The organism is Xanthomonas codiaei (genome assembly GCF_002939785.1).
GTDB classification, from domain to species: Bacteria; Pseudomonadota; Gammaproteobacteria; order Xanthomonadales; family Xanthomonadaceae; genus Xanthomonas; species Xanthomonas codiaei.
The window spans coordinates 1-14,804 of the sequence record NZ_MDEC01000004.1 but is presented as its reverse complement, the minus strand read 5'-3'; the positions used below and the strand labels follow the sequence as shown (position 1 = coordinate 14,804).

12 protein-coding genes and 1 pseudogene are annotated in these 14,804 nt (G+C 66.1%); 8 read left to right on the top strand and 5 right to left on the bottom strand.

Annotated features, from left to right (window positions below; genetic code table 11):
- Positions 1-7: 7 nt before the first annotated feature.
- Entirely contained in the window at positions 8-637 is a 630-nt protein-coding gene (locus XcodCFBP4690_RS03735; RefSeq protein WP_104539724.1) for a TetR/AcrR family transcriptional regulator, read from the bottom strand.
- Positions 638-818: 181 nt separating this feature from the next.
- Here XcodCFBP4690_RS03735 and XcodCFBP4690_RS03730 point away from each other — a divergent pair, with 181 nt between their 5' ends.
- On the top strand, positions 819-1,598 hold the full coding sequence (locus tag XcodCFBP4690_RS03730) for a histidine phosphatase family protein (protein WP_104539881.1): 780 nt from the start codon (positions 819-821) through the stop codon (positions 1,596-1,598).
- Position 1,599: 1 nt separating this feature from the next.
- Positions 1,600-2,484 (top strand): NAD(P)H-hydrate dehydratase, encoded by an 885-nt coding sequence (locus XcodCFBP4690_RS03725; RefSeq protein ID WP_104539723.1) that lies wholly within the window; start codon positions 1,600-1,602, stop codon positions 2,482-2,484.
- 290 nt (positions 2,485-2,774) lie between these two features.
- Here XcodCFBP4690_RS03725 and XcodCFBP4690_RS03720 read toward each other — a convergent pair.
- Positions 2,775-3,518, bottom strand: a pseudogene (locus tag XcodCFBP4690_RS03720) (glycoside hydrolase family 92 protein); the annotation flags it as partial.
- 346 nt (positions 3,519-3,864) lie between these two features.
- On the opposite strand from XcodCFBP4690_RS03720, the gene XcodCFBP4690_RS03715 reads away from it, so the two are divergent.
- On the top strand, positions 3,865-5,568 hold the full coding sequence (locus XcodCFBP4690_RS03715; RefSeq protein WP_104539722.1) for an FAD-dependent oxidoreductase: 1,704 nt from the start codon (positions 3,865-3,867) through the stop codon (positions 5,566-5,568).
- A 185-nt stretch (positions 5,569-5,753) separates the two neighbouring features.
- On the opposite strand, the gene XcodCFBP4690_RS03710 is transcribed toward XcodCFBP4690_RS03715, so the two are convergent.
- Positions 5,754-6,500: an EAL domain-containing protein gene (locus XcodCFBP4690_RS03710; RefSeq protein ID WP_104539721.1), complete on the bottom strand. Its 747-nt coding sequence runs from the start codon at positions 6,498-6,500 to the stop codon at positions 5,754-5,756.
- A 347-nt stretch (positions 6,501-6,847) separates the two neighbouring features.
- Here XcodCFBP4690_RS03710 and XcodCFBP4690_RS03705 point away from each other — a divergent pair, with 347 nt between their 5' ends.
- Positions 6,848-7,486, top strand: a complete 639-nt coding sequence (locus tag XcodCFBP4690_RS03705; protein WP_104539720.1) for an HD domain-containing protein — start codon at positions 6,848-6,850, stop codon at positions 7,484-7,486.
- Between the two features lie 518 nt (positions 7,487-8,004).
- Positions 8,005-10,548 carry an excinuclease ABC subunit UvrA gene (locus XcodCFBP4690_RS03695; protein ID WP_104539880.1) on the top strand — a complete coding sequence of 848 codons (2,544 nt, stop codon included), beginning with the start codon at positions 8,005-8,007 and terminating at the stop codon, positions 10,546-10,548.
- A 284-nt stretch (positions 10,549-10,832) separates the two neighbouring features.
- Here the strand turns inward: XcodCFBP4690_RS03695 and XcodCFBP4690_RS03690 are convergent, their stop codons facing one another.
- Entirely contained in the window at positions 10,833-11,906 is a 1,074-nt protein-coding gene (locus XcodCFBP4690_RS03690; protein WP_104539718.1) for an NAD(P)-dependent alcohol dehydrogenase, read from the bottom strand.
- A gap of 132 nt (positions 11,907-12,038) precedes the next feature.
- Between XcodCFBP4690_RS03690 and XcodCFBP4690_RS03685 the strand changes: the two genes are divergently transcribed.
- Positions 12,039-12,629, top strand: a complete 591-nt coding sequence (locus XcodCFBP4690_RS03685; protein WP_244183570.1) for a TetR/AcrR family transcriptional regulator — start codon at positions 12,039-12,041, stop codon at positions 12,627-12,629.
- 304 nt (positions 12,630-12,933) lie between these two features.
- Here XcodCFBP4690_RS03685 and XcodCFBP4690_RS22655 read toward each other — a convergent pair whose 3' ends face one another.
- The gene (locus XcodCFBP4690_RS22655) at positions 12,934-13,077 is read right to left on the bottom strand and encodes a hypothetical protein (protein ID WP_167394463.1); all 144 of its coding nucleotides are present in this window, start codon (positions 13,075-13,077) and stop codon (positions 12,934-12,936) included.
- A 52-nt stretch (positions 13,078-13,129) separates the two neighbouring features.
- On the opposite strand from XcodCFBP4690_RS22655, the gene XcodCFBP4690_RS22350 reads away from it, so the two are divergent.
- Positions 13,130-13,612 (top strand): hypothetical protein, encoded by a 483-nt coding sequence (locus XcodCFBP4690_RS22350; protein WP_146091835.1) that lies wholly within the window; start codon positions 13,130-13,132, stop codon positions 13,610-13,612.
- 266 nt (positions 13,613-13,878) lie between these two features.
- Positions 13,879-14,607: a hypothetical protein gene (locus tag XcodCFBP4690_RS22345; RefSeq protein WP_146091834.1), complete on the top strand. Its 729-nt coding sequence runs from the start codon at positions 13,879-13,881 to the stop codon at positions 14,605-14,607.
- The last annotated feature ends 197 nt before the right edge of the window (positions 14,608-14,804 follow it).

Genomic DNA, 14,804 nt, shown 5'->3' with positions numbered 1-14,804 from the left:
TTCAACGCTACACCGGCGCAGACTTCAAAATCCCCGACAAACTCTCCCGTAGGATCAACTGCAGATGCATGCGGTTGAGTTCCATGCCGCTGGTCATCACGCTGTGCAGGCCGCCGCACATGGCGGCGACGGCGAAGACGCGGGCCTGGAACTCGTGTTCGCTGCTGGCCGGGTCGGCGTGGCCGCGGAGCAGGCGCTTGAGCAGGGCGCTGAGGTGTTCGATCAGTGATGCGCTCTGCCTGCGCATGAAGGCCGCCAGCACCGGGTCGCGCAGGGTGGCCAGGTGCAGTTCCAGGTCGATGCGGATGCGCTTGATGCTGGTTTCCTGCAGCAGCCAGTCTTCGAGCAGGCCAGCGATGAAATCCACCACGTGGACTTCGTCCGGGCGCTCTACCAGCCACATCTGGCGGATGGCGCGCATGTAGTTGCGCTCCAGCAGTGCACGTACCAGCGCGTCCTTGTCTTCGAAACGTTGCAGCAGGCTGCCGCAACTGACCTTGGCGCGTTCGGCGATCAGTTCGAAGCTGGTGGCGCCCAGGCCCACTTCGTCGATGCACTGTTCGGTGGCGACCAGGACATCTTCCAGCAGCAGTTCTTCGCGCTCTTTCGCCGTGCGTAGCAGCAGAACGTTGGACATGGGGCAGCAGATTGGCGGGGGGCTGCAGTATACCGGCGCAGCGTTGCCCATCCGTTGCGTTCGCTTGCGTCTGTGCCATCAGTCATGGGGGCTTGCAAGGCGACCTGCACTGTGTGCAGCGGGCATGGATCAACCGATTTTTCACGGCGGCTGTGCGACACGTGAGGTCTGGTTGCAGGAGATGCATGTGAGTGAGAACAGTGCAGTTGCAGGCGTGTCGGCGCAATGGCCGGCGCGCTTATGGGTGGTGCGGCACGGGCAAAGTGCGGGCAACGTGGCGCGCGATGTGGCCGAGTCCAATGGGGCGGCGTTGATCGAGCTGGAGCACCGGGATGCGGACATTCCCCTGTCGGCGCTTGGCGAGCGCCAGGCGGATGCGCTGGGCGCATGGATTGCCGGGTTGCCGGCACAGGAGCGGCCAACCCTGATTCTGAGTTCAACGTACGTGCGTGCGCGGCAGACAGCAGCGGCGGTTGCGCGAGCGTTGGGTCAGCCAGCCGATGCGGTCAGTGTGGATGAGCGCTTGCGTGAGAAGGAATTTGGCGTGCTCGATCGCTACACCACCTCGGGCATCCGCGAGGCCTTTCCGGCCTTGTTCGAGCAACGCAATCTGGTCGGCAAGTTCTACTTCCGCCCGCCCGGTGGCGAGAGCTGGTGCGATGTGATCTTTCGCCTGCGCAGTATCGTGGGCGATCTGCAGCGCAACCATGTGGGTGCGCGCGTGCTGATCGTGGGGCACCAGGTGATCGTCAATTGCTTCCGTTACCTGATCGAGCGGATGGACGAGGCCACCATCCTGGCGATCGACCGCGAAGGCGACGTGCCCAATTGCGGCGTCACCGAATATGCAGCCGCTGCCGATGGGCAATCGCTGGAGCTGATCCGCACCAAGTTCGTGCCGCCGGAGCTGGCCGATGAGCCGGTGACCACCGAGTCCGATCGCCCGGCCGGGGCGCGCTGAGATGAGCGCCCCGCGGCTACGCACCTTGACGGCTGCTGCATTGCGCACGATGCCGTTGCCATCGCCCGGTGGGGACAAGGAGCAGCGTGGGCGGGTGCTGATCGTGGGCGGGTCGATGCGGGTGCCTGGTGCGGCGCTGTTGGCGGGCGAGGCCGCGCTGCGTGCGGGTGCGGGCAAGTTGCAGATCGCCACGGCGGCAAGCGTGGCGCCGGGCATGGCCTTGGCGGTGCCGGAAGCCTTGGTGCTGGGGTTGGGGCAGAACGGGCAAGGCGAGATCGTGCGCGGGCACCGTGCGCTGGATGCGGCGATGGCCGCCTGCGATGCAGCGGTGATCGGCCCGGGGATGGCCTGCACCAGTACCACGGCGGCGCTGGTCAGGCGCGCCATTGCGCAGGCGGTGTGCACGTTGGTGATGGATGCCGGCGCTTTATCGAAAAACCTGCGCGCGCCGGCCGGGCGGCCGTTCGTGCTGACGCCGCATGCCGGCGAAATGGCGGCGTTGGCCGGTGACGACAAGACGGCAGTGGAGGCGGCGCCTGGCGAATACGCGCTGGCCTTTGCAAAGAAGATGCGTAGCGTGGTGATCGTCAAGGGCGCAGACAGTTTCATCGCCGGGCCTGACGGCGCGCTGTGGGTGCACCGTGGCGGGGTACCAGGCCTGGGCACTTCCGGCTCGGGCGATACCTTGGCTGGACTGATTGCGGGATTTGCCGCGCGCGGAAGCGATGCATTGACTGCCGCGCTATGGGGCGTGTTTGTGCATGCAGCGGCCGGCAAGCGATTGGCCGGGCGGGTCGGTACGGTGGGATTCCTGGCGCGGGAGATTCCGCTGGAAGTGCCGGGAATCGTGGATCGGCTATCGCGGGTGTCCGCAGCGGGTAGATAGCCCCTCTCCCGTCGGGGCGAAAAGGCACGGCTTACGCGCCATTGGCGCGTGTGCCTTGGAGCGCCCGCGCCGCAAGCGCGGGCCGGGGCGCGGAGCGGGGGTTCGGGTGAGGGTGCGATGGGTCGACCGTGTTGCAGACGGTTGGTGTTTACTTGCATCGCTGCGCCCGCATGCTCCGCGTGCGCCCGCACCCTCATCCGGCGCTGCGCGCCACCTTCTCCCGATGGGAGAAGGAACCTCGGAACTGCTTTCGTGCTCGCGAGCGTTTAGCGAACTCCGCGCGAAGTGCCAGGAATCGTGGATCGGTTGTCGCGTTTGTTCGCAGCGGGCAGATAGCCCCGCGAGAAGCGCATGGCGAAATACAGTTGCCGGCCGGGCGCCCAACCGCGCGTCTGGCGAAAACCGGTCACGGTGCCATCGCTGCGCACGCGCAGCCGCGCCCACTGCACCTTGCCGGGGTAGTCGTACAGGCTGGTGCGCAGGTCCACCAACACATGCGCCGGCTTGCCCTTGGGGAACTGGTAGCGGTGCACGCCCACGCGCGCACTGGCGGTGAGTTCGGCGCGGATATTGCGGTCCTTCAAGGTCACGGCGTAATAGCCCGGTTGCGCCTGTTCGCTGGTGTGGTCGAACTGCGCGGTGTAGCCGCTGCCCGGTTGGCTGGCATCGCCGCGTTCCAGCTTGACCGCGCCCACCTGCGGCATCAGCAGGATGTCGCCCAGGTCCGAATGCCCTGAGCCGGAAAAATGCGTATGCGAAAACCCCACGATGGTGCTGTCGCTATGGCGGTAACCGGCAGCCCAGCCGTAGGCCTCCTTGCGCGGTTTGATCTGCGTATCCGGACTCAGCTGCACCATGCCGAACGGCACCGTGGCACCGGGATAGGTATGGCCTTCGCCGCCGGTGCCGATGAACGGATCCACCGCGTCGAAGGCGGACCCGGCCGTGCGTGCAGCGGCGGGAACTGCGAGACAGGCAGCGGCGGCAAACACTGCAAGCCAGCGCAGGCAGAAAACGATCGGTCGATGCGGCATGCGGGACGGCTCCGTGCGGATGCAGCGCCGGACCGTAGCACAGCGGCGGCGGCGAGCCAGTTTGCAGTGGCGTATTCCGCGCGAGTGGTCGCGTTCGCTCTGCAGCGCCTGCGCGTTGCGATCACGTCGGAGGCATCTGTCATGTGCGCGCCGCGGACGCTGCCGGTGGCGTTCGTCTGCGCCGTCACGCTGGGTCGGCGCGCACCGACGCGAGGGCGCCGGCGCGGGTGGCCGCGTGCGTCACGCGGCGTGCGCAAGGCGGTGTGTGCTGCCTCTGTCGGGTGATTGCCATTGCCATCACCCGTGTCCATGCTTGCATGCAGTCCCCCACCTGCGTTGCCGATCCATGCCCCTGGACGATACCCGCCACCATCAGATGTTTCCCGAACTGGACGCGGGCCAGTTGGCGATGACGCGGCGCTTCGCCAGCGGGCCGGCGCAGCGGTTTGCAGCCGGCGACACCGTGTTCGATGTCGGCGATGCGCACGCACCGGTGTGGGTGGTGCTGGAAGGCAGCATCGAGGTGGTACGCCGCGACGGCCTGGGCAACGAAAAACCGATCACCCGGCACACGCCTGGGCAATTCACCGGCGAGGTGAGCCAGCTGGCCGGCCGCGCGTCGCTGGCGGCCGGGCGGGCCGGGCCGGAGGGCTGCCTGGCACTGCCGTTCGACACCGCACACTTGCGCGCATTGATGATCAGTTCTGCCGAAGTGGGCGAAGTGGTGATGCGTGCGCTGATCCTGCGCCGGGTGGGCCTGATCGAGGGCGATGCCTCCGGCTCGGTGTTGATCGGTGCGCCGGGCGACAGGCATCTGACGCGGCTGCAGGGCTTTCTCACCCGCAACGGCTACCCCAACACGGTGGTGGACATCTCCAACGACGATGGCCGCGCGCTGGTCGAGCGACTGGGTATCCAGGAGCACGATCTGCCGGTGATGGTCTGCCCCAGCGGCCGTGTGCTGCGCCAGCCCAGCGATGCCGAAGCCGCGCATTGCCTGGGCATGACACCGGACATCGACCCGGACAGGCGTTACGACGTGGCCATCGTCGGTGCCGGCCCTGCTGGCCTGGCCACGGCGGTGTACGCCGCCTCCGAAGGCCTGTCGGTGCTGGTGATGGACCAGCGCGCCATCGGCGGCCAGGCCGGCGCGTCGGCGCGCATCGAAAACTATCTGGGCTTTCCCACCGGGATTTCCGGGCAGGCGTTGGCGGGCCGGGCCTATAACCAGGCACTGAAATTCGGCGCCGAGCTGGCGATCCCGATCGAGGCGGCCACCCTGGAGTGCGGGCGCGACGATGGCGCCCTGCACCTGGATCTGGCCGACGGCAAGCAGGTGCTGGCCAGCACCGTGGTGATCGCCTCGGGTGCGCGCTACCGGCGCCCGCAGATCGACGGGCTGGACCGCTTCGAAGGCCATGGCGTGTCGTACTGGGCCTCGCCGGTGGAAGCGCGGCTATGCGAGGGCGGCGTGGTGGCGCTGGTGGGTGGCGGCAATTCTGCAGGCCAGGCGGTCGCGTTCCTGGCGCCGCGGGTGAAGCAGTTGCATCTGATCATTCGTGGCGACGGCCTGGAAGCGTCGATGTCGCAGTACCTGATCGAACGTATTGCCGCGCTGCCGAACGTGCAGCTGCATACCGGCACCGAAGTGGCCGCACTGGATGGCGACCACGAGCGCGGGCTGCAGGCGGCGACGCTGCGCACGCGCAGCGATGGCGCGACCACGCGCGTGGAGCTGCGGCACCTGTTCCTGTTCGTCGGTGCCGATCCCAACACGGGCTGGCTGCAGGATTGCGTGGAGACCGACAAACGCGGCTTCGTCATCACCGGCAGCGCACGCGGCGATGGCGTGCCCGCCTGCCTGCCGCTGGAAACCAATCGCCCCGGGGTGTTCGCCATCGGCGATGTGCGGGCCGGCTCGGTCAAGCGCGTAGCGGCGGCGGTGGGCGAGGGCGCTGCGGTAGTCGCGCAGATTCACCAGTATCTGGCGCATCAGGCAGAACCGGTGCCGGTGTCCGAACTTGCCACTCAGGAGCCGACCGGCACTTGAATCGCTTAATGCCGTGCTGATGTCCTGCTGGGAATCGGGAATCGGGAATCGGGAATCGGGAATCGGGAATCGGGATTGGACAATCGTCAAGCCAAGCTTCCGCGTCTACATTTTTGGTGCTTGCTTTTGGTGGAGATCGCTTGATCTGCCGGGCATCGTTGGATGCGCCTGGCACCGCGTGCCACTCAAGTCGGCCAGTGCACCTGCGGTAGCACCCCGATCTGCGGGCGGGCGAACAGATAGCCTTGTTGCAAGTGGATGCCCAGCTCACGCAGGGCGCGGTATTCGTCGGCTCGTTCGATGCCTTCGGCGATGACGGCGATGCCGAGTTCTTCGCACATGCGGGTGACGTAGCGCACGATGGCCTGGCGGTTGCGGTCGGTGTCGATGCCGCGGATCAGTGCGATGTCCAGCTTGAGCAGATCCGGCTGGAACTCGGCCAGCAGGCCCAGCCCGGCATAGCCGGCGCCGAAGTCGTCGATGGCGGTCTTCATGCCGCGCGCGCGGTAGGTGCGCAGGATTTCGAGCAGATGCGACGGATCGGTCAGGTATTCCTGCTCGCTGACCTCGAAGATGATCGCCTCCAGCGGCCAGCCGTAGTGCGCGGTGGCCGCCAGCGTGGCGCGCAGGCAGTGCTCGGGGTTGTAGACAGCGTTGGGCATGAAGTTGATCGACAGCAGCGCAGGCAGGGCGATCTGCGCAGCGCATTCGATCGCCTTGATCCGGCAGGCCTGGTCGAAGGCGTAGCGGTTGTGGGTGTCCACCGCGGCCAGGATGCTGCCGGCCGACTCGCCGTTGATGCCACGCACCAACGCTTCGCCGGCGTAGACGGTGTGCGCGACCACATCGACAATCGGCTGGAAGGCCATGGTGATGGCGGTGGGGAACTCTTGACCATCGCGGCAGGCGTTGCAAACAGGAATCTGGGTCATGGCGGGATCACCGTGCGACGTGGATCGAGCCTAGCCTTATCGGCCGCAATGGCGCGTCATTGAGGGCAGCCAGTCCGATTGCGGCGCTGCCGGCAGCTCCGGCATGGCCAATGCCAGGAAACGGCACACTCCCTGGGCGTCCGGTGTTGCCGCGGCTGGCAAGCTGTGGCGCACGCGTGCGGCATTGCACCGCAGGCCGCGCCCGCTGTGCCGGTTCTGGTACACGGCGAGCGAGCGCCACGCGAGTGCAGCCTCCGCGGCTCCCGCGCCTTCTCCATCGCAACGTCCTCACCCTGCCGGTGGTCGGGCTCGGCGATACTGGGCATATCGCCCGCATCGGAAGCCCCATGACCGCCCTCACCGAACGCTACGCCCAGGCCGTGGATTACGCCCGCATCGCCCATGCCGGGCAGCTGCGCAAGGGCACGCAGATTCCGTACCTGAGTCATCTGCTCGGCGTTTCCACGCTGGTGCTGGAATGCGGTGGCGACGAGGAGCAGGCCATCGCCGGGCTGCTGCACGATGTGGTGGAAGACTGTGGCGGTGGGCATGAGGCGTCGATCCGCGCGCAGTTCGGCGACAGCGTGGCCGACATCGTGATGGCCTGCACCGACGCCACCGCCGAAGACAAGGCCGAGGTGGACAACAGCGAGCGTGCGCGCAAGCGCGATTGGCGCGAACGCAAGCTGGCCTACCTGGAGCACCTGCGCAAGACCCCGGAGCACGCCTTGCTGGTGTCCGGTTGCGACAAGCTCTACAACGCACGCACCATCGTGCAGGATCTGGAAAACCCTGCAGTGGGCCAGGACATCTTCAAGGTCTTTACCGCCGGCCGCGACGGCACCTTGTGGTACTACGCCGCGCTGGAAGAGATCTTCCGCACCCGCGATGCGGCAACTGCGCGGCTGTTCAGTGGCGTTGTCATGCGCATGCAGGCACTGGCGGAGACCGGCGAGCAGCCGGTGCCGGCGCACGCGCTGGGCTGATCGCGTTTTAGAATGGCCGCTTAGAGCGACTGATTTGCTGCCTGGCTGCAGCGCCCTTGCCCGCCCACCATCGCGGGGGACACGCTGCAAGTACGTCCATGTAAGTTCTTACGCGGCATCCATGCTGCATAAGGTCCCGCGACCGGGGGCGAACAAGGACCAGACGAGTTGGTCGGTGTGCATGAAAGAGCACCGCCGGGTGCGCCCTATTGGGTCATGAGCATCGTCTCCATACCGGATGCGCGCCGCACTACGGATAGTTTTTCAAGTGAGCGCCGACCACTGTCTGGTGCGGTGCCCTCCCCGCTTGCGGGACCGTGTGGCGGCATGGATGCCGCCACCGAGCCCCCATGGATGGGTTCACGGCGTGTCCCGCAAGCGGGGAGGGCACCGCGCCCTCGACCGATGTATTTCAAGGCGATCAGCGTCAGGCGCTGCAGGGCTCGTCGGCAACACTGACGTTGGCTGCATGCGTCCCGCGCTAGGCTAGGGCGTTGTCGAATGTCGGTCTGGTGGTCATGTCCAACGCAATCTCATCTATCTCCGGCCAGGTGCGCGTGCGCGGTGCGCGCGAGCACAACCTCAAGAACGTGGACGTGGACATCCCGCGCGATGCGCTGGTGGTATTCACCGGGGTGTCCGGCTCGGGTAAATCGTCGCTGGCGTTCGGTACCCTCTTTGCCGAAGCGCAGCGGCGCTACCTGGACTCCATCTCTCCCTATGCGCGGCGCCTGATCGACCAGGTGGGTGTGCCGGAGGTGGATGCCATCGATGGCCTGCCGCCTGCGGTGGCGCTGCAGCAGGCGCGCGGTGCCCCAAGCGCACGTTCGTCGGTGGGCAGCGTCACCACCATCTCCAATTCGCTGCGCATGCTGTACTCGCGTGCGGGCCACTATCCGCCGGGGCAGGAGATCATCTATGCGGATGGGTTTTCGCCGAACACGCCGGCCGGTGCCTGCCCCACCTGTCACGGCCTGGGCCGCATCTACGACGCCACCGAGGCCACCATGGTGCTGGACCGCAGCCTGAGCATCCGCGAGCGCGCGGTGGCGGCCTGGCCGGGTGCCTGGCATGGGCAGAACCAGCGCGACATCCTCACCACGCTGGGCATCGACGTGGATGTGCCGTGGCATCAATTGCCGAAGAAGACCCGCGACTGGATCCTATTCACCGACGAGCAGCCGGTGGTGCCGGTGTATGCCGGCTACGACCTGGCCGAGGTCAAGCGCGCACTTAAACGCAAGGAAGAGCCCAGCTACATGGGCACCTTCACCAGCGCGCGGCGCTACGTGTTGCACACCTTCGCCACCACCCAGAGCGCGCAGATGAAAAAGCGCGTGGCGCAGTATCTGGTGAGCACCCAATGCCCGCAATGCGACGGCAAGCGGCTGCGACGCGAGGCGCTGTCGGTGACATTTGCCGGGCTGGATATCGGTGAGTTGTCGCGGCGTCCGCTGGACGAGGTGGCCGAGTTGCTGCGCCCGGCGGCGGAGGCCGACCTGCGCACGCAGGGCAACAAGAAAGGCGCAGCCGCGCATCCGGAACAGCGCATCGCCGCGCAACGCATCGCCGCAGACCTGCGCGCGCGCATCGCCGTGGTGCAGGCCCTGGGCCTGGGCTATCTGAGCCTGGAGCGCAGCACGCCCACGCTGTCGCCGGGCGAACTGCAACGGCTGCGGCTGGCCACGCAGATCCGCTCGCAGTTGTTCGGCGTGGTGTATGTGATGGACGAACCATCGGCCGGCCTGCACCCGGCCGATGCGCAGGCGCTGCTGGGCGCGCTGGACCAGCTCAAGGCGGCCGGCAATTCGGTGTTCGTGGTCGAGCACGAAGTGGATGTGATCCGCCACGCCGACTGGATCGTGGACGTGGGCCCGGCCGCCGGTGCGCATGGCGGGCAGGTGCTGTACAGCGGCCCGCCCGCCGGGCTGGAGGCGGTGGAGGCATCGTCCACGCGACGTTATCTGTTCGGTGCGCCGCCGCAGGTACATCGCCATGCGCGGCAGGCCAGTGGTTGGCTGCAGTTGCGCGGTATCACGCGCAACAACGTGCGCGGCCTGGATGTGGATCTGCCGCTGGGGGTGTTCACCACCGTCACCGGCATCTCCGGCTCGGGCAAGTCCTCGTTGATCAGCCAGGCACTGGTGGAACTGCTTGCCGCCCACCTCGGCCAGAGCCAGGCAGACGACGAGGACACACTGGACCCGCTGGAGCGCGGCACCCAGGTGCCGGTGGATGGTGCGATCGTCGGCGGGCTGGATCGGGTGCGCCGGCTGGTACGCGTGGACCAGAAACCGATCGGGCGCACGCCGCGCTCGAATCTGGCGACCTACACCGGCCTGTTCGACCCGGTCCGCAAGCTGTTCGCGGCCACCCCGGCCGCACGCCGCCGCCGCTACGATCCGGGCCAGTTCTCCTTCAACGTGGCCAAGGGCCGCTGCGCCACCTGCGAAGGCGAGGGCTCGGTGTCGGTGGAGTTGCTGTTCATGCCCAGCGTCTATGCGCCATGCCCCACCTGCCACGGCGCGCGCTACAACGCCAAGACCCTGGAGATCGAACTGCGCGGGCACACCATCGCGCAGGTGCTGGAGCTGACCGTGGACCAGGCGGCAAGCTTCTTTGCCGACGATGCCAGCGTGCTGCGGCCACTGCAGGTGCTGCGCGAGGTGGGGCTGGGCTATCTGCGGCTGGGCCAGCCTGCCACCGAACTCTCCGGCGGCGAGGCGCAGCGCATCAAGCTGGCCACCGAACTGCAACGCGCCCAACGGCGCGACACCGTCTACGTGCTGGACGAGCCCACCACCGGCCTGCACCCGGCCGACGTGGATACCTTGATGGCGCAGCTGCAGGGGCTGGTGCAGGCAGGCAATACGGTGATCGTGGTCGAACACGACATGCGCGTGGCCGCCAGCAGCGACTGGGTGCTGGACATGGGCCCGGGTGCCGGCGATGCCGGCGGCAATGTGGTGGCGGCCGGAGCGCCGGAGGTGGTGGCACGGCAGCGTGGCAGCCGCACGGCACCGTTTCTGGCGCAGGCGATGCGTGAGGAAACGCAGGGCTGAGCGTGCGCTGCTGACAATGGCGACAGCCTTCTGATGTGCATGGCTGCTGCGTGGAGTGGGCGCTGCGCTGCGGCGCATCGCTGGCGATCCCGGCGATCAGGTCCAGTCGCCTGGTGCGCAACAGGCGCGGGAAGAGAGGCCCTTGGCATGGTTTCCGGTTGGGTAGTCCGAAGGCGCGCACGGCGCCACGCACTGTCGTTCCAGGCCGAGGCGGCATGGCCGCACATCGCCTGGCCGGGCGATGTGTCGGAGGCGCACGCGCGGTCGCTGCCCGTGCCGCCGGTTCAAAAGGTCGATGCCTGCAGATCGATCACGAACCGGTAATGCACATCGTTGGCGTCCACGCGCGCGAAGGCGGCGTTGATGTCCTGCAGCGTGATCAGCTCGATGTCGGCCACGATGCCGTGCTGCTGGCAGAACGCGAGCATGGCGTGGGTGTCGGCGGTGCCGCCGGTACCGGAGCTGGTGACCTTGCGGCGACCCATGGCCAACAGCACCGGGCGGAAATCCAGCTGGTCCGGCAACCCGAGCGAGCACAGCGTGCCATCCAGGTTCAGCGCCTTGAGCATGTCGTTCATGGGATAGCGGCGCGAGACGGTATCGAGAATGAAATCGAAGCGGTAGGCCTGCGCCTGCATCTGCACCGGGTCGGTGGATACCACCACCTCGTGTGCGCCCAGGCGCTGCGCTTCGGCAGCCTTCCTGGGCGAGGTGGTGAAGGCGACCACGTGCGCGCCCATCGCCCGTGCGAACTTGATGCCCAGATGGCCAAGCCCACCGATGCCGACCACGCCCACTGTATGGCCAGGACCAATGCCGTAGCGGTGCAGCGGCGCAAAGCTGGTGATGCCGGCGCACAGCAAGGGCGCGGCGGCGGCCGGATCCAGGCCCTCGGGCAGCGGGTAGACAAAGCGCGCATCGGACACGTAGTACTCCGAATACCCTCCGCGCGTGCGGCTGCCGTCGACGCGGTCCACGCCGTCGAAGGTCAGGGTGGGAAAGGCATGGCAATACACTTCGTCATGGGCCTGGCACGGCGCGCAGTGCCGGCAGGAATCGACGATGGTGCCGATCATCACGCGCTGGCCCAGCGCGAAGCCTTCGACCTGCGCACCCAGCTCGATTACCTCGCCGACGATCTCGTGGCCGGGCACCAGCGGATATTCGCTGGCCCATTGGTTCACCGAATGCAGGTCCGAGTGGCAGACGCCGCAGTACAGCACCTTGATGGCCACATCGGTGGCGCACACGGCGCGGCGCTCGAACTGCCAGGGCACCATGGGGCCACGCTTTTCGAGCGCGGCGTAGGCACGGGTGAGGCGGCCGGAGCCGGTGGCGCTGGTCTGGGCTGAAGTCATGGCGGTGGCGATGCTTTACAATTGGCGGAATCTGTAAGATTTACTTATTTACAAATAATGTCAAGTGTAAAGTCGCATCGGGTGGCCGTTGACGCCGTGCCCGCATCCGCCGAGGGCAAGGAAGCGCGTGTCATGGACACCGCGCTGCAGCTGTTCCTGCGCCACGGCTACCGCAAGGTGAGCATGAGCGACATTGCCCAGGCTGCGCAGATGTCGCGGCCGTCGCTGTATGCGGCCTTCCCCAACAAGGAAGCGATCTTCGCGGCACAGGTGGCGCGCCAGCGCGACGCCTGCGTGGCCGAGACCGCGCAACGCGTGCGCGACACGCAGGATCTGCACACCCAATTGCGGCACCTGTTCGATATCTGGGTGCTGGAGCCGATGGCCTCGGTGATCGACTCGGACAATGGGCTGGATCTGGTGGCCAACTGCGGCGTCTACGCGCCAGCCGCGCTGGACGCGTTGTACCAGCAGATGGAGGACACGCTGGTGCGTCTGCTCGGCCAGCACGTGCGGGCAGACAGCGCGATGTCGGCCGCCGATCTCGCCTACATCCTGCGGCTTGCCACCACCAGCCTGAAGGCCTCGGCCGATAACGAAGCGGTGCTGCGTCGCCTGATTGCCGGCCTGATCACGATGGCCTTGTCCACGGTGCAGGCCGGGACGGGACGGGCGCCGGCCAACAACACGCAGGCCAAGAAGTCGCCGGCTCGCGGTCGATGACGGGGCTGCATGCAGCGATCGGCGACATGGCTATCGCATCTGCATGCGCACCACGGTCGAAAGACAGGGCCTGGAGCGTCGGCCCGCTGCATCGGGACGCGGTCAGCGCTACACGATGAAGCACTCACACCTGTGCAGGGCGGTAGAACGGCATGCCGTTGCCCGGCGATGTCTCTACCCAAGCCTTTCACGTATGGCGGATCTTGGGCCACCATCGTGGAGACGCAACGAGCCCGGCATGTGCCGGGCTCGTACGCCGTCATCTGCGACAGGTTGCGGACCGTTCCCGATCCACCGCGGGCAATCAGTCGGCCATGACCTTCTCCGGCGTCATCGGCGTGCTACGGATACGCTTGCCGGTGGCATGGAAGATGGCATTGCAGATGGCCGCAGAGACGCCGACCTGGCCGATCTCGCCAACGCCCTTTGCGCCCAGGCTACTAACCACGCGGTCGTCTTCGTCTCGGAGGCACGATGTTCCAAGAACCGGAGATCACCACATGCAACAAGCCCGTCGATTGATCCTGATCGCTATCCTTACGCTGGGGCTTCTAATGAATCAACCATCCGCAGCATATAGCCCCGTCGTTACCGAAACTCCCCACAGCGGAATGTCGCGGGAGGCTCTGGAACGTGCCTACATCGAGTCTTACGAACAATCTGGATTCCGCCTCGCTAGCAGCAAAAAGTATTCAAATCAGTTTGGCTCCTGGACCACCGTCTTGGAATTCCAGTTAAAGAGTGCACCAGAAGCGCTCGGTGCGCCTGGCACTACTCTGGTCATATCGGGTAATAACCCGCCAACGTGTCAGCCGCGCAACCTGAGTAGGGAAACTTTCAGGGCACCCGACGAGCACAGTTCTGATCCCGCAATCTTCGCGCGCGGACAGCGCGTTCTCATCAAAGCCGATACGCAGGCCTTGGCAAAGGTACGGAAACAATTGGGCGTGAGCTTGCCCGCTATGGATATGCCCGCGCCCTGACACCGTCCTTTCTAATGAGCCACGTGCCACCCCTCGGCAGCTACAGGGTGGATGTAGCAACGGCTTACCTGATTCAGGCCGCCCGGCGCGCTCGACGTCTACATCCTGGTATGCGTCTCCAGCGTCCGATGGGCCGCGGTCTGGCGGCGGCGCGGAAACTCCTTGCGCGTTGGCGTCGCCGTTCGAATCTCGGTGCTTCGGCCTCTGGCTGAAGCGTGCAGGGTGGTAGCTACATCGTGGTCAACCCGGGAGCATCCAGCCAGCCCGTGATCGACTGGACGGCCACGGCCGGAACATACCCGATGGGGTTGGGAAACACTCGATGGGCCGCGCTGCTGGGCGGCGCGGTGTCGGGAATCGATCTGCTGGTTACACAGACAGGTCTGGTGGTGCGACGCACCGAGCAATGGCCGCCGCCCGGCGGGCAGCAGCCATTGAAATCTTTATCGGGGCAAGATGTCCCAAGAACTGGAGACCACCACGTGCAAGCCCGTCGATTGATCCTGATCACCACCCTGACCCTGGGTTCACTGATGAACCACCCATCCGCCGCGCAAAGTCAAATACCCAGCGATGTGCCTCATACCGGCATGTCGCTGCAGGCTCTGGAACGCGCCTACATCGAATCCTATGAGCAATCCGGATTCCGGTTGGCTAGCCGCCATGAGCAGTCGAATTCCTTCGGTTCCTTGACGATCGATCTCATTTTTCAGTTAAAGAGTGCGCCGAAGGGACCAGACGCGCCTGGCACTACGCTGACGATCTCGAGCTATCGGCCACCCGTATGCGGATGCGCACTGGTCAGGCAAAGCTTGAGAGGATTCGACGCCGATAGTCCAGATCCGAAGGCATACATGCGGGGACTAGATGTTGTTTTCAAAGCCGATGCGGCCGCGTTGGCAAAAGTAAGGCAGCGTTTGGGGGTCAGCTTGCCCGCAATCGATATGACACCCCCAGACGCACACAAGAGCACTGCATGGCCGCTAGCCGAATGATTTTGATTTCCACCTGACCCAGAGGTTGCTCATCCACGGCCCATCCGCAACGCGGAGTCAGATATCCGGCGAAGTGCCTTATACGGGCATGTCGCCGCAGGCCCCGGAACACACCTAGGAAAGGTCTGATCAACTCACCACAGATGCGCGACACTACCGCCTCATGTAGAGGATTCATCCATGCAGCTGACGTTCGG